The organism is Nocardia sp. NPDC056100 (genome assembly GCF_042266325.1).
GTDB lineage: Bacteria > Actinomycetota > Actinomycetes > Mycobacteriales > Mycobacteriaceae > Nocardia.
In genome coordinates this window covers 1,533,068-1,555,465 of sequence record NZ_JBHJVY010000002.1, presented here as the reverse complement: position 1 = coordinate 1,555,465, position 22,398 = coordinate 1,533,068, and the positions used below count along the sequence as shown (strand labels likewise).

The following is a 22,398-nucleotide window of genomic DNA, read 5'->3' as shown; positions in this document are numbered from 1 at the left end:
GGAGGACCGTCGCCGTGGCGATATCACCCATAGCCCCCTATCCCATGCCGACCGAGTCCGCTCTGCCCGAGAACATGGTCGACTGGCCCCTCGACGCGCACCGGACCGTCCTGCTCGTACACGATATGCAGCACTACTTCCTCGCGCCCTTCGACGACGCCCATGAACCACTGAGCACTCTCATGCGCAATGTGCGCTGGCTGCGGGGACGCTGTGCGCAACTGGGCATTCCGATCGTCTACACCGCACAGCCCGGCAGTATGACCATCGACCAGCGCGGTCTGCTGCTGGACTTCTGGGGACCGGGCATGTCCGCCGATCCCGAACATCGTGGCATTCCGGTCCCGATCGCACCGGCCGTCGGCGATGCCGTGCTCACCAAATGGCGGGCCAGCGCCTTCCATCGCACCGAACTGCTCGAACTGATGCGGATTCACGACCGCGACCAGCTGCTGATCTGCGGTGTCTACGCCCACGTGGGGGTCATGCTCACCGCCGCCGACGCGTTCGCGAACGATCTGCGGGCCTTCGTCGTCGCGGACGCAATCGCGGACTTCACCCCCGAATTCCACCGCATGGCAGTGGATTACGTGGCGGGCCGCTGCGGGCGTGTGCTCAACGCCGCACAGGTGGCCGCCGAGTTCGCGCGTTCCGAGACGAGAGTGTCTTGAACTCGCTCGAACAGCAGCTGATCGACGAATTATCTTGCGGTGGCGCACCGTTCGCGCTGCTGTGCCGTTCCGAGGCCGAATCGGGAGCGGTCATCGAGCTGCTGCGCGGTGAGCTGCACGACGTCGCGTCCACGGCGGAACTGCCCGACACCGCATCCGGCCCCTCGGACAGTCACGAACTGCTGGCGATCCTGCCCTACCGCGTGGTGGGCGAACGCGGCTTCGCGCACCGCCCCGATGCCGAGCCCATCTCGTATCTGCGAGTCACCGAACAGTTCCGCCTCGATCGGGACCGCTTCCGGGCTGCGGTCCCCGACCGCGACATCGAGGTCGCGGACGGCGAATTCGACCTCGGCGATACCGAATACGCCGACCTCGTCGCCCGCGTGATCGCCGAGGAGATCGGTCGCGGCGCGGGCGCGAACTTCGTGCTGCGCCGTACCTGGCAGGGCCGGATCCAGGACTGGGATGTGCGCACCGGTCTGGCGCTGTTCGCGCGCCTGCTGGCCGGTGAACGCAGCGCCTACTGGACCTTCCTGGTCTACACCGGCGATCGCATGCTCATCGGTGCGAGCCCCGAACGGCATGTCAGCCTCGATCGGGGTGAGGTGGTGATGACCCCGATCAGTGGCACCTACCGCTATCCCCCCGGCGGCCCGACCACCGGCGGCGTGCTGAACTTCCTGGCCGACGGCAAGGAAGCCAACGAGCTGTACATGGTGCTCGACGAAGAGCTCAAGATGATGTGCCAGCTGTGCGACGACCCCTATGTCCGGGGCCCGGAACTGCAGGAGATGGCGCATCTGGCGCACACCCGCTACGTCATCTCCGGCCGCAGTGATCGCGACTATCGCGAGGTGCTGCGCGCGACGCTACTGGCCCCGACCGTGACCGGCAGCCCGCTCGAGAACGCCTGCCGGGTGATCGCCCGGTTCGAGCCGGACGGACGCGGCTACTACGCCGGGGTGCTCGCCCTCATCGGCCGCGACGAGCTCGGTGCGCGGCGCATGGATTCGGCGATCATGATCCGCACCGCCGATATCGACCGATCCGGCGGTATGCGAATCGGCGTGGGAGCCACCGTGGTTCGCGATTCCGATCCGGCCGCCGAAGCGCAGGAAACCCGCGCCAAGGCGGCCGGACTGCTGAACGCCCTCCAGCACAATGTGATTCGGCCGATCTATCCCGATGTCGGCGGCCGCGACGCCGTACGCCGGGCGCTCGCCGCGCGCAACCGCCCGCTCGCGCCGCTATGGCTCGCACCCGCCCCGGCCTCGCCGGAGTACGCCGGTCGCACGGCGGTCATCATCGACGGTGAGGATACGTTCACCGCGATGGGCGCACGGCTGCTGCGCGCACTTGGATTCGCCGTCACCGTAACCAGATTCGACGCACCCGTGGATCCGCTGGGCTTCGATCTCGCGGTCGTCGGCCCGGGTCCGGGCGATCCCCGCGATACGCACGACCCCAAGGTCGCTCGGCTGCGCGCGCTCACCCACGAGCTGCTCGAGAACGACAGGCCGTTCTTCTCGGTATGCCTGGGTCATCAGGTGCTCAGCGGGGTCCTGGGCCTGCCGGTGCGCCGCCGATCGGTATCGAACCAGGGTGTGCTGCGGGTGATCGATCTGTTCGGGGCCGCCGAACCGGTGTACTTCTACAACGCCTTCGAAGCGCACAGCGAGACCGACCTCTTTGTCACCGCACACCGCGCCCGCCCGGTGGAAGTGGCCCGTGACGTGCGCACGGGCGAGGTGCACGCATTGCGCGGCGACGGGTTCGCCTCCCTGCAATTCCATCCCGCCTCGGTCATGTCCCGCAATGGTGCGCGGATCGTGGGACAACTGGTGTCGGGACTGTTAACTCCGGCTGAACTGTCCGCCGCAGCGGTTGATCAGGTAGGTGAGTGCTCACTAAACTAAGGACATGAGTTCATCGGCTCGAGTGCGAATGTCAGCGGCCGCGCGGCGCGAACAGGTGTTGGCCGCGGCTATCGCAGAATTCGCCACCGGTGGCTTTGCGGCGACGTCAACGGAGTCGATCGCCCGGCGGGCCGAGATATCGCAGGCCTATCTCTTCCGATTGTTCCCGACCAAGAAGTCGATCTTCCTCGCCGCGACGAATCACGCGTTCGACGCGGTCGAGGTGGTCTTCCGTTCGGCGGCCGCGCAGAGCGGGGAAGCCGACCGCTGGGACGCGATGGCGGACGCCTACATCGAAATGTTGAGCGATCGCCAATCGCTGGTCTTCCAATTGCAGGTATACGCCGCCGCGGGCCTCGACGATGAGATCCGCGATCTGGCCCGAGACCGCTTCCACCGCCTCTACCAGCTCGTTCGTGACCTGTTCGGCACCGATTCCGGTGGTGCGCTCGACTTCATGGCGCAGGGCATGCTGCTCAATGTCACGAGCGCGCTGGATCTGGAACTGCTGGAACCGCCCGCCGACGAATAGCATCCCATTCTCGGTAGGTTCCTGGCGTATTCGTATTCATGTGACACGCGAAATATCCTCACAAGGAAATACCGATGACAAACACGGACAATCGTCGCGTGTTGTGGACCTTCGTGGTCAGTGGAATCGCGATCTTCATGGTTTCGCTCGACAATCTTGTGGTCTTCAATGCCCTGCCGACAATTCGGACCGAACTGCACACGGGCCTCGACGGCCTGCAGTGGATTATCAATTCCTACACTTTGACCGAAGCGGTATTGCTGCTGGCCGGTGCGTCACTCGGTGATCGGTTCGGCCGCAAGCGCATGTTCATCGCCGGCCTGGTCGTCTTCACCGCGGCCTCGGCGGCCTGCGCGCTGTCCACCTCCATTGAAATGCTGATCGCCGCGCGGGCGGTGCAGGGCCTGGGCGCGGCCATCGTCATCCCGCTCACCCTGACCGTTCTCATCCAGGCGGTGCCGACCGCCAAACGCGGTGCGGCCATCGGAATGTGGAGTGCGGTAAGCGGTTTGGCGGTCGGTCTGGGTCCGGTCGTCGGCGGCGCGATCACCAATAGCGCGTCCTGGGAATGGATCTTCTGGATCAATGTCCCGATCGGCGCGGTCCTCATTCCCCTGGCGATCAGTGCATTGGCCGAGAGTTTCGGCCCCGATACCCGACTGGATCTGGTCGGCAATGCGTTGATCGCGGCGAGCCTGTTCGGGATCGTCTTCGGCCTGATTCGCGGTAACGATCACGGCTGGACCAGCGCCGGTGTGCTCGGCTCGCTGCTGGCCGGAGCGCTGCTGCTGATTCTGTTCGTGGTCTGGATCAACCGCACGCCCGAACCGATGGTGCCGCCGGTGCTGTTCACCAGTCGCGGGTTCTGCCTGACCCTGCTGGCAGGGCTCGGCATGGCGGTCGGCATGTTCGGCGCGGTCTTCTTCCTGGTGCAGTTCCTGCAGACGGTGCAGCACTATTCGGCGCTGTCGGCGGGCGTGCACACCCTGGCGTGGACGGCCATGCCGACATTGACCGCTCCGATCGCGGGCGTACTGATCGACCGGGTCGGCGGCAAACCGCTGCTGATCGCGGGTCTCGCACTGCAGGCCATCGGTCTGGGATGGCTGGCCGCGGTCACCACCGCCGACGTCTCCTATGCGGTCCTGGTCCCGGCCTTCGTCATCAGCGGCGCGGGTATGGGTCTGTTCTTCCCGCCCATCGCACGGCTGGCGCTGGAATACGTTGCCCCGCAATACGAAGGCGTCGCCTCCGGATTGTCCAGTGCGGTCCGCTATTTCGGCACCGTGCTCGGAATCGCGGTGCTGGGCGCGATTTTCGCCACGCACGGCAGCTACGCGAACCGCGACTCGTTCACCGCCGGATACCTGCCCGCGCTGTGGTGGGCGTGCGCCTTCCTGGCGGCCTCGACGGTCATCGCGCTGTTGTTGCCGCGCCGTCCGGCCCCGGCCGCCGCTGCGGACGTAGCGGCCGAACTCGAAACACCCGATCTCCCCGTCATCGAAAAGTCCACGGCTCATTGATCTTTCACGCTCGAAAGGGGTAATGCCATGTTGGAACGATTAGGACACTTCGTCCACAGACGCCGACTCGCCGTGCTGTTCGTCTCGGCCGTGATCGCGATCCTGTCCGGCGGCTACGGCCTGGGCGTGTTCGGCGATATGGTGCCGAACGGCTTCGAGGCGCGCGGCTCGGAAAGTCGCCACGCGGCCGAGCTGGCCGACAAATCATTCGCCCAGCGCAGCCCGGACGCGGTGATCGTCTACCGCAGCGCCGACCGCACCGTGGACGATCCCGGTTTCCGCAGCTCGGTCGAGAATGTGCTTACCGCGCTGCCGGATTCGGCGGTCACCGGATCGGTCGACTTCTGGCGCTCGGGCCTGCCCGAACTCGTCAGCCATGACCGGCACGCGACCTATGTACTGCTGAACTTCGTGGGCGGCGACGACAACGCCAAACAGGACAGCTACCTGAAGATCAAGGACAAGCTGTCCGCCCCGGGCCTGGAGACCTTCCGCGGCGGCAACACTCCCGCCGGATACGAGGCAGGGGACCAGGTGGGCAAGGACCTGGGCATGGCCGAAGGTCTGTCCTTCCCGGTGCTGTTCATCCTGCTGGTCATCGTCTTCGGCGGTTTCGTCGCCGCCAGCCTGCCGCTCGCGGTCGGCGGTCTGTCGATCCTGGGTTCGATGGCGGTACTGCGCATCTTCGCGCAGTTCACCGATATCTCGGTATTCGCCATGAGTCTGGTGACCATCATCGGCTTGGCCGTGGCCATCGACTACGGCCTGTTCATCGTCAGCCGCTTCCGCGAGGAGATGGAGCAGGGCCGCACCGGCGCCGATGCGGTGGGGCGCACCCTGGCCACCGCCGGGCGCACGGTGGCGGTCTCGGGCATCACCGTGGCGGTGGCGTTCGCCTCGATGAGCTTCTTCCCCTTCGTATTCCTCAAATCCATGGCCTACGGCGGTATCGCGGTGGTCCTGCTGGCGATGTTCTTCTCCCTGATCGCGCTGCCCGCCACGCTGGCGCTGCTCGGGCACCGGATTAACGCGCTGTCGCTGTGGAAGCAGCGCCCGGGCGCATCCGGGTCGACCGGATTCTGGGATCGGCTCGCCCGCGCGGTCATGCGCCGTCCGATTCTGGTCGCCACGGGTGCCATCGCACTGCTGCTGGTGCTCGCGGCCCCGGTGCTGCGCATCGAGTTCGGTGTGAACGACGCGCGGCAGCTGCCTGATTCGGCGCAGGGCCGTCAGGTCTACAACATGCTGGAGAAGGATTTCCCGGCCGGTGGTGCCAAGACGATCGATGCGGTGATCCAGCTGCCCGGTGCGGCAGATCAGCCGGATCAGCAAGCCGCGCTGGCGGATTACACGCAGCGGCTGATCGCGGTGCCCGGCGCGAGTCGCGCCGAGATCACCGGTGTCGGCGGCAGTGTCGCGCGCATCTCGGTGGACTACGACGGTGCGGCGGTGTCCAAGCCGAGCCGGGAGCTGTTGCACCGCTTGGAAGATCAGCCCAGACCGCCGGGGTCCACGGTGTACTTCGGTGGTGAGACCGCGACCTACGACGACACCCTGAACAGTCTCGGCGATGCGCTGCCGGGCATGCTGCTCTATATCGCGGTGGCCACGTACCTGCTGCTGTTCCTGGCCTTCGGCTCGGTGCTGTTGCCGCTCAAGGCGATCGCGATGAACCTGCTCTCGCTCTCGGCCACCTTCGGTGTGCTGGTGTGGGTGTTCCAAGACGGTCACTTCTCGGATCTGCTCGGATTCCAGCCCACCGGCAATATCGAACCGAACATGCCGATCATGTTGTTCGCCCTGATCTTCGGACTCTCGATGGACTACGAGGTCTTCCTGCTCTCGCGAGTGCGCGAACAATACGACAAGCTCGGCGATCCGACCGCGGCGGTGGCGACCGGTGTGCAGCGCACCGGCCGGCTCATCACCAGCGCGGCGCTGCTGATGTGCGTCCCGCTGGCCGCGATGTCGTCGAGCAAGATCCTGACCATGATTCTGTTCGGCGTCGGCATGGTGGTGGCGATCGTCCTCGATGCCACCGTGGTCCGAATCCTGCTGGTGCCCGCCATCATGCGGCTGCTCGGCCACCTGAGCTGGTGGGCCCCCGGCCCGCTGCGCCGCATCTACGACCGTTACGGCATTCACGAGTCGGACGGCGATATCGAAGCACCCGAACCCGACGCCACACCCGAGCTGGCCTCGACCTCCTCGGTGTGAGGGTTTCGGTCCATCCCCAATTCGGTCTGCCGACACAGGAGTGGCGATGCCGCAGAAGATTCGAATGATCAGCGAGTTCTCCTTCCCCGCAGCGGTTCTGCACGCGGCACTGGTCAGTGCCGAGTACTGGCAAGCCCGGGTCGAGGAGCTCGACGGCCCGCACGCCGAGCTGTCGATCCACCACGACGATGACGGAACGCTGGTCGCGTCGATCTCCAAACCGGTTGTCACAGAGCGAATTCCCCCGCGACTGCTGCGGTTCTGGCCGTCCGGGTTGCGGCTGGACTACTCCGAACACTGGCCACTGCTGGTGGACGGGGTGGCCCGGGCCGAGATCAGCGGTGGTATCGCCTCGGTCGGCTCCCTCACCGGAATCTGTGAGCTCAGTGACGGCGCGACCGGGTGCCTCTCGGAGTACTCGGTCACGGTGGAATCCGGAATTCCCATGGCGGGCAAGCTGATCGCGGGCGCGTTCGCCAAGGGCATCATCGAGGATTCGGGCGCGGTGGACGCCTTCACCGAACGCTGGCTCCGTATGCGGCAGGAGCGGGTGTGAGCACCGAAGACGCGTTCGCGCGCTGGACACGGCGCATGCGGCGGGCCGAACCCGGCCGGACGGCACTGGTGTGCTTTCCGCCGGGAGGCGGCGCGGCCGGGGGATACCGGGCCCTCGCGAACCACATCGGCTCGGGCACAGGCGTCTACGCCGTCCAATACCCGGGCCGTCGAGATCGCCTCCGCGACACACTGATTCCCTGTCTGATCGAACTGGCGGACGAGGTGACCGCGGCCATCGAGCCGCTGTTCGGCGGCGAGCTGGCGCTGTTCGGGCACAGCATGGGCGCGACCGTCGCCTTCGAGACCGCACGACGTCTCGAGGCACGGGGGCAGAAGGTGACCGCACTGTTCGCCTCGGGCCGGACAGCACCGTCCGAGCCGGTATCGGACCGGCTCGCCGATACCGGCGACGCCGCGCTGATCGCCGAAATGGAGCGTCTGGCAAACGATCCGGCGTCCGTGGCGGTCCTGCGCACGGATCCCGCACTCGCGGCGGCGGTTCTCCCGGCGGTGCGCAATGACTACCTCGCCATAGAGAAGTACGGGTACACACCCGGAGAACCCTTGCGCTGCCCGATAATCGCCCTGACCGGCGAGTTGGACCCGGTGGTGACACCCGCCCAGGTCGAGCGCTGGAGCACCCACACCACGGGCTGGTTCGAAATGCACACCTTCCCCGGTTCGCACTTCTACCTCGACGCCCAGCCCGCTGCGATCGCCCAGGTGATCAACAGCTGTATCTGATCCGAGCGCGCTTGCCGCTGTATTTCGGCAGCGGCAGGACAGCCCGCGAGAGGAGCAGCGGTGACCCGCACCCGGTTATCGGCCGAGGAGCGCCGTCGGCAGATCACCGTCGAGGCGATCGAGGAATTCGCCGCGAAGGGATTCGCGGCGACGACGACCGATGCCATCGCACGTCGCGCCGGTGTCAGCCAACCCTATGTATTCCGGCTGTTTCCTTCCAAGACAGCGTTATTCATCGCGGCGTCGCAGAATGTATTCGAACAAATGGGAGCGCAGCTCGAAATTATCGGTCGCGATTCGGCGACCACCGCGGGATCGCCCTGCGTCACGGCCTGCCGTGCCGCGCTGGCAGACGGGGTCAACTCGCTGTTCCTGGTGCAGCTCTACAGCGTGGCCTGCATCGACGATGAGGTTCGAGCGGTAGCGGCACAGGGGTTTTCGCAATTGTGCGCGCATTTGCTGGCATTGCTGGAAAACGATATCGCGCTGGTGCGCACCCTGGTCGCCCACGCGCTGATGTCGCGTATTCATATCACTTTCGAGGTATGCGACTACCCCCAAAGGGGACTCCAGCTCGCGTGCGAGCCCACATAACCTGAGACATAAGTTATTTCGGACAATGAAGGTTGGATATGACTGAGGACGATGGCTCGGCCGGTGCGCGGCAACGCCTGATCACGCGTCGCATCGCCGGAATTCTCTTGCTCGTTATGCCGTCGGTGGAATTCGGCGGATACTTTTTGACACTGGTCGACACCGGCAAGGTGCCCCAGACCGCCTTTCAACAGAGCTTCGATCGCGCCGGGCACGCACACGCCGGTGTGCTATTGATCCTGTCGCTGGTCACGCTGCTGTTCACCGAGTCGATGCGACTGTCCGGCTGGTACGGCATGGCCACCCGAGTGGCGATTCCCGTTGCGGCCGTGCTGGTCTCGTCCGGATTCTTTCTCTCGGCGCTCGGCCAGGGACGGACGCAGCCGAACGCGTTCGTCACGGTGCTGTGGCTCGGTGTGGTCGTACTGGCCGCCGGGTTGATCAACCTCGGCGTGAACCTGTTGCGCCGCTAGCTTTCTCGATTTCCCGTTCCGAAGTTTTCCGGTTGGAGTCCTGCCATGTTCACGCGCATCGCGATCGTCAATCGTGGGGAGGCGGCTCGCCGCCTGATTCACGCTGTCCGGGAATTCAATTCCGAACATCGTGATAGTGCGCCGCTACGGACGATCGCGCTCTACACCGAGGGTGAACGGCACGCGGGATTCGTGCGAGCCGCCGACGAATCGTATGACCTGGGACCGGCTGCGGCGCGGCCTTACCTGGATCTGGCGGTGCTGGAACGGGCACTGGTCGAGACCGGGGCCGACGCGGCGTGGGCCGGTTGGGGTTTCGTGGCCGAGGATCCGGCGTTCGTGGAGCTGTGCGATCGGCTCGGGGTGCGGTTCCTGGGTCCGAGTGCGGCCGCCATGCGGTCCCTGGGCGACAAGATCGGCGCGAAACTGCTGGCCGAAGACGTCGGCGTGCCCGTCGCGCCGTGGAGCCGAGGCCCTGTGGAATCGCTCGAGGCGGCATTGGCGGCTGCTGCCGATATCGGGTATCCCCTGATGCTCAAGGCAACCGCCGGTGGCGGCGGACGTGGCATCCGGATCGTGGCCTCACCCGAGGAACTGCGCGAGGCGTACACCCGCACCAGCGCCGAAGCCGAGCGGGCCTTCGGCAGTGGGGTGGTGTTCCTGGAACGGCTTGTCGAGGGCGCGCGGCATATCGAAGTACAGATCATCGCGGACGCTCACGGCACCGCCTGGGCGCTCGGGGTGCGCGACTGCACCGTACAGCGGCGCAATCAGAAGATCATCGAGGAATCCGCGTCGCCGCTGCTGAGCGCGGAACAGATTGCGACGGTGAAGGATTCGGCCGAGCGACTGGCCTTGACCGTCGGCTATCACGGCGCTGCCACGGTGGAATTCCTCTACCAGCCCCAGGAACGGCTGTTCGCCTTCCTCGAGGTCAATACCCGGCTCCAGGTAGAACACCCGATCACCGAGCTGACGACCGGCTTCGATCTGGTCAAAGCCCAGATCGAGATCGCTGCCGGGCTGTCGTTGCGCGGTGAGCGACCGGCCGAGCGCGGGCACGCCATCGAGGCCCGGCTCAATGCCGAGGACGCCGATCGCGATTTCGCCCCCGCGCCCGGGCGTATCGAACTGCTGCGCTGGCCGTCGGGCCCCGGCATCCGCATCGACACCGGCGTGGTCGAAGGTGATGAGATCCCACCGGATTTCGATTCGATGATCGCGAAGATCATCGCCTACGGCCGCGACCGGAACGAGGCGCTCGCCCGCCTGCGCCGCGCGATCACCGAGACCACCGTGGTGATCGAGGGCGGAGCGACCAATAAGAGTCTGCTGCTGTCGCTGCTGGACGCGCCCGCGGTCGTGGAGGCCACCGCCGACACCCGATGGGTCGATCGCGCACATGCGGCCGGTGATCTCTCGCCCGTGCAGCAGCCTGGTATCGCACTCGCGATCACCGCCATCGCCGGGTATGAGCGCGATGAACAGGCGCGACGCACCCGACTGTGGGAAACCGGTCGCGGCGGCCGACCGCAGGTATTGGATGAGGGGATTCCTGCTCTCGAGGTCGAACTGGCCGGTCGCGGCTATCGGGTGTCCGCGTCCCGTCTTGCGGCCGACCGATACTGGATCACCGTCGGCGACACCGGTTTCCTCGCCGAGCTCGACCGTCGTGACCGCTACTCGTGCGGTCTGCGGGTCGGCGACCGCGATTATCGGATCGTCACCGCGGTGCACGGCACTGTGCGCATGGTCGAGGTGGACGGTATCGCCCATCGGGTGAGCCATGACGAGGGCGGCGCGGTGCGCGCGCCCGCACCGGCGCTGGTGGTCGCCACCCCCGTATCGGTAGGTGACGAAATCGTTTCGGGAGCGCCGGTATTGGTGCTGGAGAGCATGAAGATGGAGACCGTGCTCCCGGCCCCGTTCGACGCACGGGTGCGCAGGCTGCTGGTCTCGGTCGGCAGTCAGGTGACGACCGGCACGCTGCTGGCTCAGCTGGAGCCGGTGGGGGAGGGCTCGGCACAGATGTCGACCGAACCCGTCGATCTGCTGCTGCCGCCGTGCGTCCACGACGGGTCCGGGATGCGGGACGCACGCACCGCGCTGAGCGAGTTGGCCGGTGAGATAGCGGGTTTCGACCGCAGTGACGAACAGGATTCGGCGCTGGAGCGATACCTGCGCGAACGCGATCGGCTCGTGGCAGAGCAGGGCGCACCGCTCGCGGCAGAAGCGGCGCTGATCGACGCGTTCTGCGATCTGGCCGAATTGTTCGACCCGGCACCGGAAGCGGATTCGCACCGCAGCCATCGCGAACAACTGCACACCTACCTGCACAGCCTCGATCCGTGTGCCGGAGGGCTTTCGGCCGGATTCCAGGCCGCGCTGACCGCGATCCTGCGGCGCTACGGTGTCGACGGGACCGACCGCACGCCCGACCTCGAAGCAGCCGTCTATCGAATCATCTTGGCAGGCAAACGATTCGAAGACAGCGCCCACATCATCCAAGAGCTGCTCAAGGTATGGCTCGGTGAGCCGCACCCCGGTGACGACCCCGCCATTCGCGCCGCACTGGCTCGGCTGACCCGCGTCGGCGCGGTACGCACACCGATCCTGGCGGAGCTGGCCCGCAGTGCCGAGTTCCGCTGGTATCTGCAACCCGAGGCGCAAGAGGCCCAGGCCGCCGCAGTGTCTGGCGTCGCCGACGAATTGCGCGCGCTCGCGGGAACACCCGAGTCGCCCGAACGCACGCGGCGAATCACCGCGATCGCCGATATCGCCGAATCGCTGGACCACATTGTCATTTCGCGATTGCGGCAGGACGGTGTCGGTCCCGCCGAACCGATCCTCGAGGTGCTGTGCCGTCGCCGCTACGGTGAGCAGCACCTGGGTGCGGTGCGCGCGGAAACCGTTGCGGGACGGGCTTTCGCGGTCTGCGACTATCTGCTCGAGCTGCGGCCGGACCATGCGGTGCCGACCACCTGCGTTGCCGCCCTGGGCCGGATGAGTGATCTCCGGGAAGGCCCGACGGGCGCGCTCGCGACCGCATTGCGCGGCCTGCTCGACCGAGCACCCGAGGATCACGTGCACGTGGTCGATCTGCTGCTGTCCTGGCCGTACGCCCCCGCTTCGATCGAGGAACGCGCGAGCGGCCTGCTCGAGGTGCTGCGCGATACCGGACTCGCGGCGCACGCGCGCCGCATCACCGTCGCGCTCGCTCCGTCGGAGGGGAACTCGCTGGAGCACTTCACCTTCCGGACGCGATCCGGAGAACTGGTGGAGGACACCGTGATTCGCGGTGTGCACCCGCTGGTCGGGCGGCACCTGCACCTGTGGCGACTGCGCGAATTCGAACTCGAGCGCAAGCCCGCGCCGGCGGACATGCTGGTGTATCATGCGGTGGCCAAGGACAACCCGCACGATCAGCGCCTCGTCGCGCTCGCCCAGGTCCGGCGCTTCGAACCGATCCGGGACGGTGCGGGCGCGATCCTGACCGTGCGTGGCGCGGAAACGGTGCTCAATGCCTGCGCGGAGGTGGTGGCGCAAACCCGGCGCGAAATCGACCCAGTCGGAACGCGACTCGAACTCAATCACGTCTGGCTCGATATCCGCCCGGTGATCGATATCGATACCACCGCGCTGGCGGATTGGCTGCACGCGACCGCACCGCAGATCGTGCGGGCCGGTATCCAGGAAGTCGTCGTGCACGGGCGGATTCGCCGCCCCGACGGCTCGTACGAATTCCAGGTCACCCGCTTCCGCTACGACCTGACCGGCGGCACCGAGGTCACCATGGACGCGCCGCCATCGGAACCGCTCGCACCGCTCGACGACTACGACCAGAAGGTGCTGCGGGTGCGCCGTCGCGGTGCGGTGTACCCGTACGAGCTGATCGACCTGGTACGCGGATCCGGCGGCGGATTCACCGAACTCGATCTGGACCCGGAGGGTTCCGGCCTGATCGAGGTGGATCGGCCACGCGGCCGCAACACCGCGGGCGTGGTCGCAGGTGTGGTCAGCACCCCCACCGCACTGCATCCCGAGGGCGTGCGTCGCATCGTCCTGCTCGGTGACCCCTATCGCGAACTCGGCGCGCTCGGCGAACCCGAATGCGCCCGCATCGAAGCCGCGCTCGATCGCGCACAGCGCGAAGGTCTTCCGCTGGAGTGGTATTCGCTGTCCTCCGGTGCCCGAATCTCGATGGAGTCCGGCACCGAGAATATGGACTGGGTGGCGCGGGTGCTGCGCGCCATCGTGCGGCTCACCCAGAACGGTGGCGAGATCAATATCGTCGTCGCCGGCATCAATGTCGGAGCGCAGCCGTACTGGAACGCCGAAGCCACCATGCTCATGCACACCCGGGGCATCCTGATCATGACCCCCGCCAGTGCGATGGTGCTGACCGGTAAGCAGTCCCTGGACTTCTCCGGAGGGGTATCGGCCGAAGACAATTTCGGCATCGGCGGCTATGCCCGCGTCATGGGCCCTAACGGCCAGGCCCAGTATTTCGCCCCGAATCTGCCTGCCGCGCACGAGATCCTGATCGGTCACTACGAACACACCTACGTGGCGGCCGAAGAGTCCGGCCCGCGCCGGGCCGAGACCACCGATCCTGTGCACCGTGACGTCACCGTCTTCCCGCACAGTCATCCCGACAGCGACTTCACCACGGTCGGCGAGATCTTCTCCGCCGCAACCAATCCCGATCGCAAGAAGCCGTTCTCGATCCGCGCGGTACTGCGCGCGGTATCGGACCAGGACCACCTGCTCACCGAGCGCTGGGCCGATATGGCCGAAGCCGAAACCGCGGTGGTGGCCGACGGCCGCATCGACGGACGCTCGGTATGCCTGATCGGCATCGAATCCGCCGTCGTCGCCCGGCACGGCTTCCCACCCGCCGACGGACCGGAATCCTTCACCGCCGGAACACTTTTCCCCATGTCCTCGAAAAAGGTCGCCCGCGCGATCAACGCCGCCAGCGGCAATCGCCCCGTCGTGGTGCTGGCGAACCTCTCGGGTTTCGACGGCTCCCCGGAATCGATGCGCCGCCTCCAATTGGAGTACGGCGCCGAAATCGGCCGCGCCATGGTGAATTTCGAAGGCCGGATCGTATTCTGCGTCATCTCGCGCTACCACGGCGGCGCGTTCGTCGTCTTCTCCAAGGCCCTCAACCCCGAGATGACCGTATTGGCGGTCGAAGGCTCCTTTGCCTCGGTCATCGGCGGAGCCCCCGCCGCCGCCGTGGTCTTCGCTCGCACCGTCGATGCCCGCACCGCCCAGGACCCCCGAATCCGCGATCTCGAACAGCACATCGCCAGCACCGACGACCCGGGCAAACGCGCCGAACTGCTCACCGAACTCGCCGAATCGCGCACCTCGGTCCGCGCGGAACAACTGTCCGCACTGGCCGCCGAATTCGATGGGGTGCACAGCATTCAACGTGCCGTACAGGTCGGTTCCGTCGACGCGGTCATTTCCGCCGCCGAATTGCGCCCCCGTATCGCCGCCGAAATTGCGCGGGTGTAATAGCCGTCACGTATTGCGCTGGGACAAATGTCCCTACCGGGTTCCTGTCCGCAGTCTTAGCGTTTCCTTGTCAAACACTGAATGTTTCAGCGAATTCGAAGCAGTAGGGGTTGAAAGGGGAATCACGTGATCAAGGTCAAGTATGCGGCGGTAGCGGCGCTGGTGGCGCTGGTGGCGGTGGCATCGGTGGTGTCGGCCGGAACGGCGAACGCGGCGACAGGATCGGCCGGTGACGTGATTCACTACAACGCCTCGGCCACCGATCGTTCGGCAACCATCTCCACCGATATCGGTTCCATGGACATCGCCGACGGTGTCTTCGAAATCAAGGCTCCCAATGGCGCCGTGGTCGCCGGAACCCAATTATCGTTCCGCGTGGACGATTTCGTCTTCCCCATTGCCGCGACCATTCGCGACAATTCGGCAACCCTCACTCCACTCTTCGACCTACAGCACGCGAGCTATCAGCCCGTCGCCCTGCCCTATCAGGAGGGCGCACCGTGGAAGACTCCCTACGACCGGGAGCAGGCCGCGTGGAATCGCATGAAAGACACCATCACCCTCGGCGCGACCATCGGCACCCTGGTCGGCGGAATCGGCGGTGCCGCCGTCGGATGCGCACTCGGTGGCATCGCGGTCGGCGCGGGCGCCAGCATCGCCACCGGCATCATCGGCGGCCTGTTCTTCTTCCTCCCGGGCGCTGTTGTGGGCTGCCTGGCAGGTGCCGCCGCCATGGGCGCACTGGGCGCGGTCGCGGGCATGATCCTGGTAACCGCACCGGTGGCCATAGCCGCAGCGGTGCAGTACTTCACCACGATCAACGAACCATTCACCCCGGCGCCTGCGAAATAACGTTCTGCCTGCTCTGCCCCTTCGGCCGCACAGCCGAAGGGGCTCTTCGATACCCGCCCAGCGGTTTTCAGCGCTTGGCGCAGGTGAACTGCACGACGTCGATCAGGCCGGAGCGGAAACGATCGGCGCATCCGGTGAGGTAGCGCATGTAGGTGTCGTAGTTCGCCCGTCCGCACATGTCGACCGCCTCGTCGCGGTGATCCTGCAGGGCTTCCGCCCAATGATCCAGTGTGCGTGCGTAATGCGGTTGCAGCGCGTGCATGCGTTCGACGTCGAAGCCGCCTTCCTCCGCGTATTCCTTGACGCCCTTGAACGCGGCGCTGGTGGGGAAGGGCAGACAGCCGTTCGGGAAGATTTCCTTGCGGATGAACTTCAGGAACTCGACGTCGTCACGGGTGTAAGAGATTCCGCGGTCGTGGAGATAACCCTGGGTATTCATGACTATGGTGTGCAACAGCATTCGGCCGTCGGCGGGCATGGCGGCGTGGGCGAAATCGAAAAAGTCCGGATACCGTTCCTTCCGGAAATGTTCGAACGCGCCGATGCTGACAATTCGATCGACCTGTCCGTCGAATTCTTCCCAGCCTTGTAATCGCACCTCGGCGTGCCTGCCGCCGCCCGGGCGGCGGGCGAGCTGAGACTGGACATAATCGTGCTGGTTGCGGCTCAGTGTCAGGCCGATGACGTTGACGTCGTAGGCGTCCAGGGCGCGCAGCATGGTCGCGCCCCAGCCGCAGCCGACGTCGAGCAGGGTCATGCCCGGGCGCAGATCGCACTTGCCCAGTGCGAGATCGACTTTCGCGCGCTGGGCCTGTTCGAGGGTGTAATCGTCCTGGTCGAAGTAGGCGCAACTGTAGGTGCGGGTCGGGTCGAGAAACAGTGCGAAGAACTCGTCGGACAGGTCGTAATGGGCCTGAATATCGTCGAAAAACGGCGTGTGACGGCTCACGGGTGAATTGCCTCCGGATCGTAGGACAAACGGCGAGTCATTCAATTACCTACGAGTCGGTTTGTCAGATGAAAACGCTTGGTCAATTGATGTGATCTGTATCACGTTTGATTATTCGGAAATGCGATCCGCCCGGTCGAGCAGATAACGCTGTTCCGGCAGGCTCGTCGTGCGCCGGGCGGCGAGCAGATATGCCTCTCGCGCGGCGGAGTTGTCTTCAGCCAACTCCAGTAGGTGGGCGCGCACGGCGTGCAGGCGATGATGACCGGCCATGCGTGGGTCGGCGTCCAACTCGGCCAGCAACTCCAGCGCCGCGCGCGGTCCGTCGGTCATCGCCACGGCGACCGCGTGATTGAGGGTCACCATCGGATTCGGCGCGATTCGGCCCAGGATCCGGTAGAGCGTGCGGATCTGCTGCCAGTCCGTGTCCTCGGCCCGGGCCGCTTGCACATGCAGTGCCGCGATTGCCGCCTGGAGTTGATACGGCCCGAGCGGCGAGCGTCCCATGGCATCGCTCACCAGGGCCGCGCCCTCCTCGATTCGCGCTGTGTCCCAACGGGTTCGGTCCTGTTCGGCGAGCGGGACTAAACCTCCGCCGGCATCCACCCGAGCCGAACGCCGGGCGTCGGTCAGCAACATCAGCGCGAGCAGGCCCGCTACCTCACCATCGTCGGGGAGCGCGCGATGTACCGAGCGGGTGAGCCTGATTGCCTCGGAGGCGAGTTCATCACGTCGCAGCGCCGGTCCGGAACTGGCGGTGTAGCCCTCGTTGAAGATCAGGTACAGCACATGCAACACCGCACCCAGCCGCTCGGTGTACTCCTCGCCGGTGGGAATTTCGAACCGCGAGCCCGCCGCCCGAATCCGCTGTTTGGCCCGGCTGATTCGCGGGCCCATCGTGGCCTCGGGTACCAGAAACGCACGCGCCACCTCCGCCGTGCCGAGCCCGCCCACCGCGCGCAGGGTGAGCGCGATACGGGATGACTCGGTCAGCGCCGGATGACAGCACAGAAACAGCAGGGTGAGCGTGTCATCGTGGTTGCCCGCCCTTGAATCATCAGGTGCGGCAGCGAGATACGCCTCCGGACCATCCCGAACAGCGGCGGCCTCCTCGCGGCGGCGGCGCGCCTCCTCACTACGAATATGGTCCACCACCCGGCGCGAGGCGACCGTGACCAGCCAGGCGCGCGGATCATCAGGCATCCCGTCCACCGGCCACTGCCGCACCGCCGCGAGCAGCGCCTCCTGAACCGCGTCCTCGCAGGTATCGAACGCCTCATAGCGTCGCAGCAGCGCCCCGAGAACCTGAGGTGCCAACTCGCGCAACCGGTTTCCCAGGTTCTCGGGGTCCACGCTCACATCTCCCAACCGGCGGGTGTCATGAGCGGCCGGATCTCCACCGCGTCGAATTGCGTTGCGGGATAACGTGCGGCCAATTCCACCGCCCGGGCGAGGTCCTCACAGTCGAGCACGTAATAGCTGCACGCCCGGGCCCCCATTTCGAGGTACGGCCCCTCGGTGAGCGACGGCTCCCCATTCCTGACCCGCACCACCGTGTACGTCGACGGGTCGGCGAACACATGCCCGTCGACCAGTTCCCCGGACCGCCGCACAGTGTCCGCGAAATCCGCCTCCTGGGTCGAATGAGCCCGAGCCGCTTGCGAATCCGAAGCGTCGAGATACACGTTCAGCAGGAACTTCACGGCGTATCCAGATCACCACGATCGCTGGCGAACACCACTCGGCGCACCTCGATCCCGAGACCTTCGACCTTGGCATCGGGAATCATCCCCGCCAACTCCAGCGCGCGTTCCCGGCTCTCACACTCGACCAGGTAGTAACCGCCCAGGTACTCCTTGGCCTCGAGGTACGGTCCGTCCGTCACCGTCCGCGCACCGTTCCGGACACTGACCACCACGCTCTCGGAGACATCGGCCAGCGCCGCCGTGCCGATCATCTCCCCGGATTCGCGGATCGTATCCATGAACGCCCCGTGCCCGCTCATCACCTCATTGCGCTCCTCATCGGTGAGCGCGTCCCAGATCAACGGGTTCGAATGCATGATCAGCATGAATTTCACGATGTTTCCTCCTGGCCGATGCGATGCCCCGATGGCGCCGCTCACCCATGAGTCGGAGCAGCCCACTCGATCTTGACATCCCACCCGGGCACAATCGCCGCAAATTTCGCGAGTCCGCTCCGACCACAGGGTGAGCGTGCCGAACCCGGCACCCACGGACGAACCGGAGACACCATGACCATCCCCCGCATCGGCATCGGCCTGCCCAGCTTCGGCCCGCACAGCGGGCCCGAGGCGATCACCCTGATAGCCCAGGCCGCCGAGCGGTTCGGCTATCACGCCATCTCGGTCAATGAGCGACTTCTGCTCCCGGTCGCACCGACCACGAACCTCAAAGACGGTCTGCCGGAGTCCTACGTCTGGGATCCCCTGGAAGTCCTGACCTGGGCCGCCGCCCACACCAACCGAATTCGGCTGACCTCGGGGGTCGTGAACTCACTATTCCAACCCCCGATCGTGCTCGCCCGCCGCCTCGCCACCCTCGACCGCCTCTCCCGCGGTCGCCTCGAAGCCGGTATCGGTCAGGGCGGCGGCGGAGCAGAGGACGCCTCCTGGATGATCCCCGAAGAATTCATCGCAGCGGGCATCCCGCGTACCCACCGCGGCGCGGGATTCATCGAACACGTCGCCGCCATGCGCGCCTGCTGGGGACCGGACCCCGTGGAATTCACCGGCACCCGCTACCGAATCCCGCGCTCCACCGTCGGCCCGAAACCCTGGGGCGACACGATCCCCCTCTACTTCGGCGCAATGGTCCGCTCGACCATCGAACGAGCCGCCACCGTGGCCGACGGCTTCATCACCGTCGGCCTGGACTGGACCGAAACCCCCACCAGAATCGCCTGGTACCGAGACGCGGGCGGCCCCGGCCCCGTCATCCTCAACACCCTCCAGACCTACCCCGGCGGCGAACCCGCCACCCCCACCGTCTTCACCGACACCATCTGCGCCGACCTCGACCGGGCACAGAAGGCGGGTGCCGACGAAATGCACCTGACTCTCAACCTGGCCTCGGTCCACCCCGAACGCCAGATGGAACTGCTTGGCGCACTTGCCGACACGCTCGGTCTGGAGGCGCAACGCGTCGCACCGAGCTAACCGGCACAGGCCGCGTCTTCCTCAGAGGTCGTACAGCGTGCACGACGAACTCACAGTGTGGAACCACGCCACGACAGATTCAGCTGGTTCGTGCCTATCGCAGAGCGAAACGCGCACAGTGCTGGGCCGCAAGCGGTTTCGAAGGCGGCCGCCCGAGACGGTGGCTGCCAGGATTGGTCACCGTCGAATGACGAGTACCAGATTTCCGGTCCGCTGGCGGATTTCCAGGCCAGATGCAGGCGGCCGTCATGGGCGGCGAGTGCGGGTGCGAGATCGGAGTAGGCGTCCGGGGGATTGGCTCGTGATGTCCATGAGACGCCATTGGTGGTGCTCCACAGGCGAATCCACTTGTCATCGTCGAGCATTGCCTTGGTTCCGCGATGCGCGAGGTAGAGGGTATCGCCCAGCACAGCGAGCGCGGGGCTCTCCACCGACGCCATCCCCGCCAGCATCATCGGTGCGCTCCAACCGGTTTCGTTGTGAACGGCGGAGTAGAGATTCTGGTTCGAGGTGATCAGATGTTCACTGCCGCGCCAAAAAGCTTGCAGGACACCGCGAAATACGATCAGGTTCGGGCCACGCGAGGTCTCCGCGCCACCGAGGATCTGCTGGTCCTCCCATTTGTGACCGTCGGCGGAGGTGGACCAGTAGATGCTCTGATCGTGGTGCTGCCCCTTCCATGCCAGATAGAGCGTTTCGGCTCCCGCATCGGGCAGGGCGCAGAGCGCGGGCCGATCGGAGGTGCCGACATAGGGCAGGTTCCACGGTTCGCCCCAGGCCAGGTCGTCGCCGGTTACGGAGAACCAGATGCTGTCGGTGCTGTCCTGCGCACGCCATGCCATGTGCAGGCGATGCTGGAACACCGCCAGTGCCGGGCCGGTGGGCGAGGTCGCGCCGGGAACAGGCGCTTGATCGGCCCAGGCGCCCGGCTGGGCTGTGCCGGAAGTCCATAGTCGAGTGTCGGGTTGCGGACGAGATAGTGGTGACATCAGAACTCACCGCAGCTTTCTGCGCTGGAGCGGTTGGAGTCGAGCGATGCGACGACGGCATTGTGCGTCCGAGGGCATCAGTCTAGTTGCGGCACCCAGTGATCACCTGAAAATGGCTCGCGCAGAACATATTTCGATAATTTGAGACCGCCTGGTCGGTTCGTCGTCAACCGCGTCCGGGCCAGAACGTGCTGACGGCGTCGAGGGGAGGTTCGCTCACCATGTCGTTCCTCCCTCCGATGGCGCGGGAACTCGGTGCCCCGGGCAGCCACGGTGCCCAGCCCGGATCGCCTTTCCAGAGGAAGGCCCGCCACGCGTCGACCAGCGTGGTCTGCGCGGCCAGATGAGCCGGGGTAGCCGCGTCGACCTGGGACAGCTTGTCGAAGATGAACAGCAGGTCCGAGCCGTGGAACGCGCCCATCTGCGGGCCGCACGGTTCGTCCTCCAGGAGGAAGTGGTGGGCGGTCCCGCCCGCCGCGAGCTGGGCCCGGACCAGGTCGATCGCGGGTCTGCGGTAGGCGGCGTCGCTCAGGAAAGCGACTCGAAGGTCCGCTGGATCGGCGGAGCCGATGCGGGCCTGGTACGCATCTGCCAAAGCGGCTGGGTCGGTGACCCCGATCCGCCGCATTTCCTCATGGAGTTGCGTGAGGGGAACCTCGAAGCCGTCACCGGCAAGGAGGCGGAATATCTGCACCTCATCGCGGGTGGTGCCGACCAGCAGTGCTACTTCACCGGTGAGCGCGTGCAACGGGTGAACGGGAACCACGGTGCCGTCCACGACGGTGCCCCAGGCCCGCCCACCCGGCAGGTTGCGCTCTCCGATGTCCCCCGATACAACGGTGCTTTGCAGATCCAGAATCGATTGCAGTGGGACGGAACGCAATTGCCGCGGTTCGTCGACGTGCAGCGCGTCGAGCAGGTCGGCCGCCATGACGGCGGCCACCTGCCGGTCGATGATGCGAGAGGCATTGCCGCTGTGCAGAATTGCCTTGCCGAACAAGCCGCGCGCGCTCGGCATACCGAGCAGCGCGCCGATCGAGAACGCCCCCGCGGACTGCCCGCCCACGGTGATGTTGTCCGGATCGCCGCCGAAGCCCTCGATATTGCGCTTCACCCAGCCGAGAGCGCAAACCTGATCCTGCAGTGCGAGATTCGACGAATACCCTTCCAGAAACAGGTGACCCAGCGCGGCGAGACGGTAGTTGATCGTCACCACGATCGCGCCGGTCAGACGGGACAGCGCCGATCCATCGCTGTACGGCGGATTGGCAGACCCGGCCTCGAGACCGCCCCCGAAAATCCACACCACCACCGGGAGTGGTTCGCTGCTCGGTGCCGGAGTCCACACATTCAGATACAGGCAGTCTTCCGACGTCGTGGTGATGGCCGCTGTCGGAAACGTGGGAAACGTCGACCCTCCGTCACCGGCCAGCCCGCCCGTGCCCTGCGCCGGGGCCGGGGGAAACTGCTCGGCCGAACGGACATCGGCCCAGCGCTGAACCGGTTGAGGCGGCTGGAAGCGAAGCTCGCCCACCGGCGGCATCGCGAACGGAATGCCACGAAAACACCGGCCATTCCCATCCGCGACGCCCCGCACCGCGCCCTCGGCCGTATCGACTACCAATCGGTCTTCCATCACACCGCCCTGGATCGTGAACCGAATCAAAGGTCAG

Annotated in this window: 18 protein-coding genes; 12 read left to right on the top strand and 6 right to left on the bottom strand. The window is 66.0% G+C overall.

Annotated elements, in window-relative coordinates:
- The first annotated feature begins 44 nt into the window (after positions 1–44).
- The 11 genes from ACFC0O_RS19505 to ACFC0O_RS19455 all read left to right on the top strand — a co-directional run bounded on the left by ACFC0O_RS19505 (position 45) and on the right by ACFC0O_RS19455 (position 15,609).
- Complete coding sequence (locus ACFC0O_RS19505; protein ID WP_375960762.1) at positions 45–671, top strand: isochorismatase family protein; 627 nt, start codon at positions 45–47, stop codon at positions 669–671.
- Positions 668–2,590 (top strand): anthranilate synthase family protein, encoded by a 1,923-nt coding sequence (locus tag ACFC0O_RS19500; RefSeq protein WP_375959671.1) that lies wholly within the window; start codon positions 668–670, stop codon positions 2,588–2,590. Before ACFC0O_RS19505 ends, ACFC0O_RS19500 begins: the two co-directional genes overlap by 4 nt.
- Before the next feature lie 4 nt (positions 2,591–2,594).
- Positions 2,595–3,122, top strand: a complete 528-nt coding sequence (locus ACFC0O_RS19495) for a TetR/AcrR family transcriptional regulator (protein ID WP_375959669.1) — start codon at positions 2,595–2,597, stop codon at positions 3,120–3,122.
- Between the two features lie 74 nt (positions 3,123–3,196).
- Positions 3,197–4,645 carry an MFS transporter gene (locus ACFC0O_RS19490; RefSeq protein WP_375959667.1) on the top strand — a complete coding sequence of 483 codons (1,449 nt, stop codon included), beginning with the start codon at positions 3,197–3,199 and terminating at the stop codon, positions 4,643–4,645.
- 27 nt (positions 4,646–4,672) lie between these two features.
- On the top strand, positions 4,673–6,862 hold the full coding sequence (locus ACFC0O_RS19485; protein ID WP_375959665.1) for an MMPL family transporter: 2,190 nt from the start codon (positions 4,673–4,675) through the stop codon (positions 6,860–6,862).
- A gap of 46 nt (positions 6,863–6,908) precedes the next feature.
- Entirely contained in the window at positions 6,909–7,418 is a 510-nt protein-coding gene (locus ACFC0O_RS19480) for a DUF2505 domain-containing protein (RefSeq protein WP_375959663.1), read from the top strand.
- The gene (locus ACFC0O_RS19475) at positions 7,415–8,164 is read left to right on the top strand and encodes a thioesterase II family protein (protein ID WP_375959661.1); all 750 of its coding nucleotides are present in this window, start codon (positions 7,415–7,417) and stop codon (positions 8,162–8,164) included. The genes ACFC0O_RS19480 and ACFC0O_RS19475 overlap by 4 nt, the downstream gene beginning before the upstream one ends.
- A gap of 60 nt (positions 8,165–8,224) precedes the next feature.
- The gene (locus tag ACFC0O_RS19470) at positions 8,225–8,758 is read left to right on the top strand and encodes a TetR/AcrR family transcriptional regulator (protein WP_375959659.1); all 534 of its coding nucleotides are present in this window, start codon (positions 8,225–8,227) and stop codon (positions 8,756–8,758) included.
- Positions 8,759–8,796: 38 nt separating this feature from the next.
- Positions 8,797–9,231: a hypothetical protein gene (locus tag ACFC0O_RS19465; RefSeq protein ID WP_375959657.1), complete on the top strand. Its 435-nt coding sequence runs from the start codon at positions 8,797–8,799 to the stop codon at positions 9,229–9,231.
- A gap of 45 nt (positions 9,232–9,276) precedes the next feature.
- Positions 9,277–14,757 (top strand): carboxyl transferase domain-containing protein, encoded by a 5,481-nt coding sequence (locus ACFC0O_RS19460; RefSeq protein ID WP_375959655.1) that lies wholly within the window; start codon positions 9,277–9,279, stop codon positions 14,755–14,757.
- A 126-nt stretch (positions 14,758–14,883) separates the two neighbouring features.
- Positions 14,884–15,609, top strand: coding sequence for a hypothetical protein (locus tag ACFC0O_RS19455; RefSeq protein WP_375959653.1), 726 nt, complete (start codon positions 14,884–14,886; stop codon positions 15,607–15,609).
- A gap of 67 nt (positions 15,610–15,676) precedes the next feature.
- On the opposite strand, the gene ACFC0O_RS19450 is transcribed toward ACFC0O_RS19455, so the two are convergent.
- The 4 genes from ACFC0O_RS19450 to ACFC0O_RS19435 form a co-directional block, all read right to left on the bottom strand.
- Entirely contained in the window at positions 15,677–16,558 is an 882-nt protein-coding gene (locus tag ACFC0O_RS19450) for a cyclopropane mycolic acid synthase family methyltransferase (protein ID WP_375959651.1), read from the bottom strand.
- Positions 16,559–16,669: 111 nt separating this feature from the next.
- Positions 16,670–17,917 carry an RNA polymerase sigma factor gene (locus ACFC0O_RS19445; RefSeq protein ID WP_375959649.1) on the bottom strand — a complete coding sequence of 416 codons (1,248 nt, stop codon included), beginning with the start codon at positions 17,915–17,917 and terminating at the stop codon, positions 16,670–16,672.
- Positions 17,914–18,261, bottom strand: a complete 348-nt coding sequence (locus ACFC0O_RS19440) for a YciI family protein (RefSeq protein ID WP_375959647.1) — start codon at positions 18,259–18,261, stop codon at positions 17,914–17,916. Before ACFC0O_RS19440 ends, ACFC0O_RS19445 begins: the two co-directional genes overlap by 4 nt.
- On the bottom strand, positions 18,258–18,629 hold the full coding sequence (locus ACFC0O_RS19435; RefSeq protein WP_364648139.1) for a YciI family protein: 372 nt from the start codon (positions 18,627–18,629) through the stop codon (positions 18,258–18,260). Before ACFC0O_RS19435 ends, ACFC0O_RS19440 begins: the two co-directional genes overlap by 4 nt.
- Positions 18,630–18,812: 183 nt before the next feature.
- Here ACFC0O_RS19435 and ACFC0O_RS19430 point away from each other — a divergent pair, with 183 nt between their 5' ends.
- On the top strand, positions 18,813–19,736 hold the full coding sequence (locus ACFC0O_RS19430; RefSeq protein WP_375959645.1) for an LLM class flavin-dependent oxidoreductase: 924 nt from the start codon (positions 18,813–18,815) through the stop codon (positions 19,734–19,736).
- Positions 19,737–19,786: 50 nt separating this feature from the next.
- On the opposite strand, the gene ACFC0O_RS19425 is transcribed toward ACFC0O_RS19430, so the two are convergent.
- Together ACFC0O_RS19425 and ACFC0O_RS19420 are read right to left on the bottom strand one after the other, a co-directional pair.
- On the bottom strand, positions 19,787–20,725 hold the full coding sequence (locus ACFC0O_RS19425; protein ID WP_375959643.1) for a hypothetical protein: 939 nt from the start codon (positions 20,723–20,725) through the stop codon (positions 19,787–19,789).
- Positions 20,726–20,891: 166 nt separating this feature from the next.
- Entirely contained in the window at positions 20,892–22,361 is a 1,470-nt protein-coding gene (locus tag ACFC0O_RS19420; protein WP_375959641.1) for a carboxylesterase/lipase family protein, read from the bottom strand.
- Positions 22,362–22,398: the final 37 nt, after the last annotated feature.

Coding starts and splice junctions, on each gene's coding strand:
- ACFC0O_RS19505 (WP_375960762.1), top strand. CDS start 45: ATGCCGACCGAGTCCGCTCTGCCCGAGAACATGGTCGACTGGCCCCTC.
- ACFC0O_RS19495 (WP_375959669.1), top strand. CDS start 2,595: ATGAGTTCATCGGCTCGAGTGCGAATGTCAGCGGCCGCGCGGCGCGAA.
- ACFC0O_RS19490 (WP_375959667.1), top strand. CDS start 3,197: ATGACAAACACGGACAATCGTCGCGTGTTGTGGACCTTCGTGGTCAGT.
- ACFC0O_RS19485 (WP_375959665.1), top strand. CDS start 4,673: ATGTTGGAACGATTAGGACACTTCGTCCACAGACGCCGACTCGCCGTG.
- ACFC0O_RS19480 (WP_375959663.1), top strand. CDS start 6,909: ATGCCGCAGAAGATTCGAATGATCAGCGAGTTCTCCTTCCCCGCAGCG.
- ACFC0O_RS19465 (WP_375959657.1), top strand. CDS start 8,797: ATGACTGAGGACGATGGCTCGGCCGGTGCGCGGCAACGCCTGATCACG.
- ACFC0O_RS19460 (WP_375959655.1), top strand. CDS start 9,277: ATGTTCACGCGCATCGCGATCGTCAATCGTGGGGAGGCGGCTCGCCGC.
- ACFC0O_RS19435 (WP_364648139.1), bottom strand. CDS start 18,629: ATGCTGATCATGCATTCGAACCCGTTGATCTGGGACGCGCTCACCGAT.
- ACFC0O_RS19430 (WP_375959645.1), top strand. CDS start 18,813: ATGACCATCCCCCGCATCGGCATCGGCCTGCCCAGCTTCGGCCCGCAC.
- ACFC0O_RS19425 (WP_375959643.1), bottom strand. CDS start 20,725: ATGTCACCACTATCTCGTCCGCAACCCGACACTCGACTATGGACTTCC.
- ACFC0O_RS19420 (WP_375959641.1), bottom strand. CDS start 22,361: ATGGAAGACCGATTGGTAGTCGATACGGCCGAGGGCGCGGTGCGGGGC.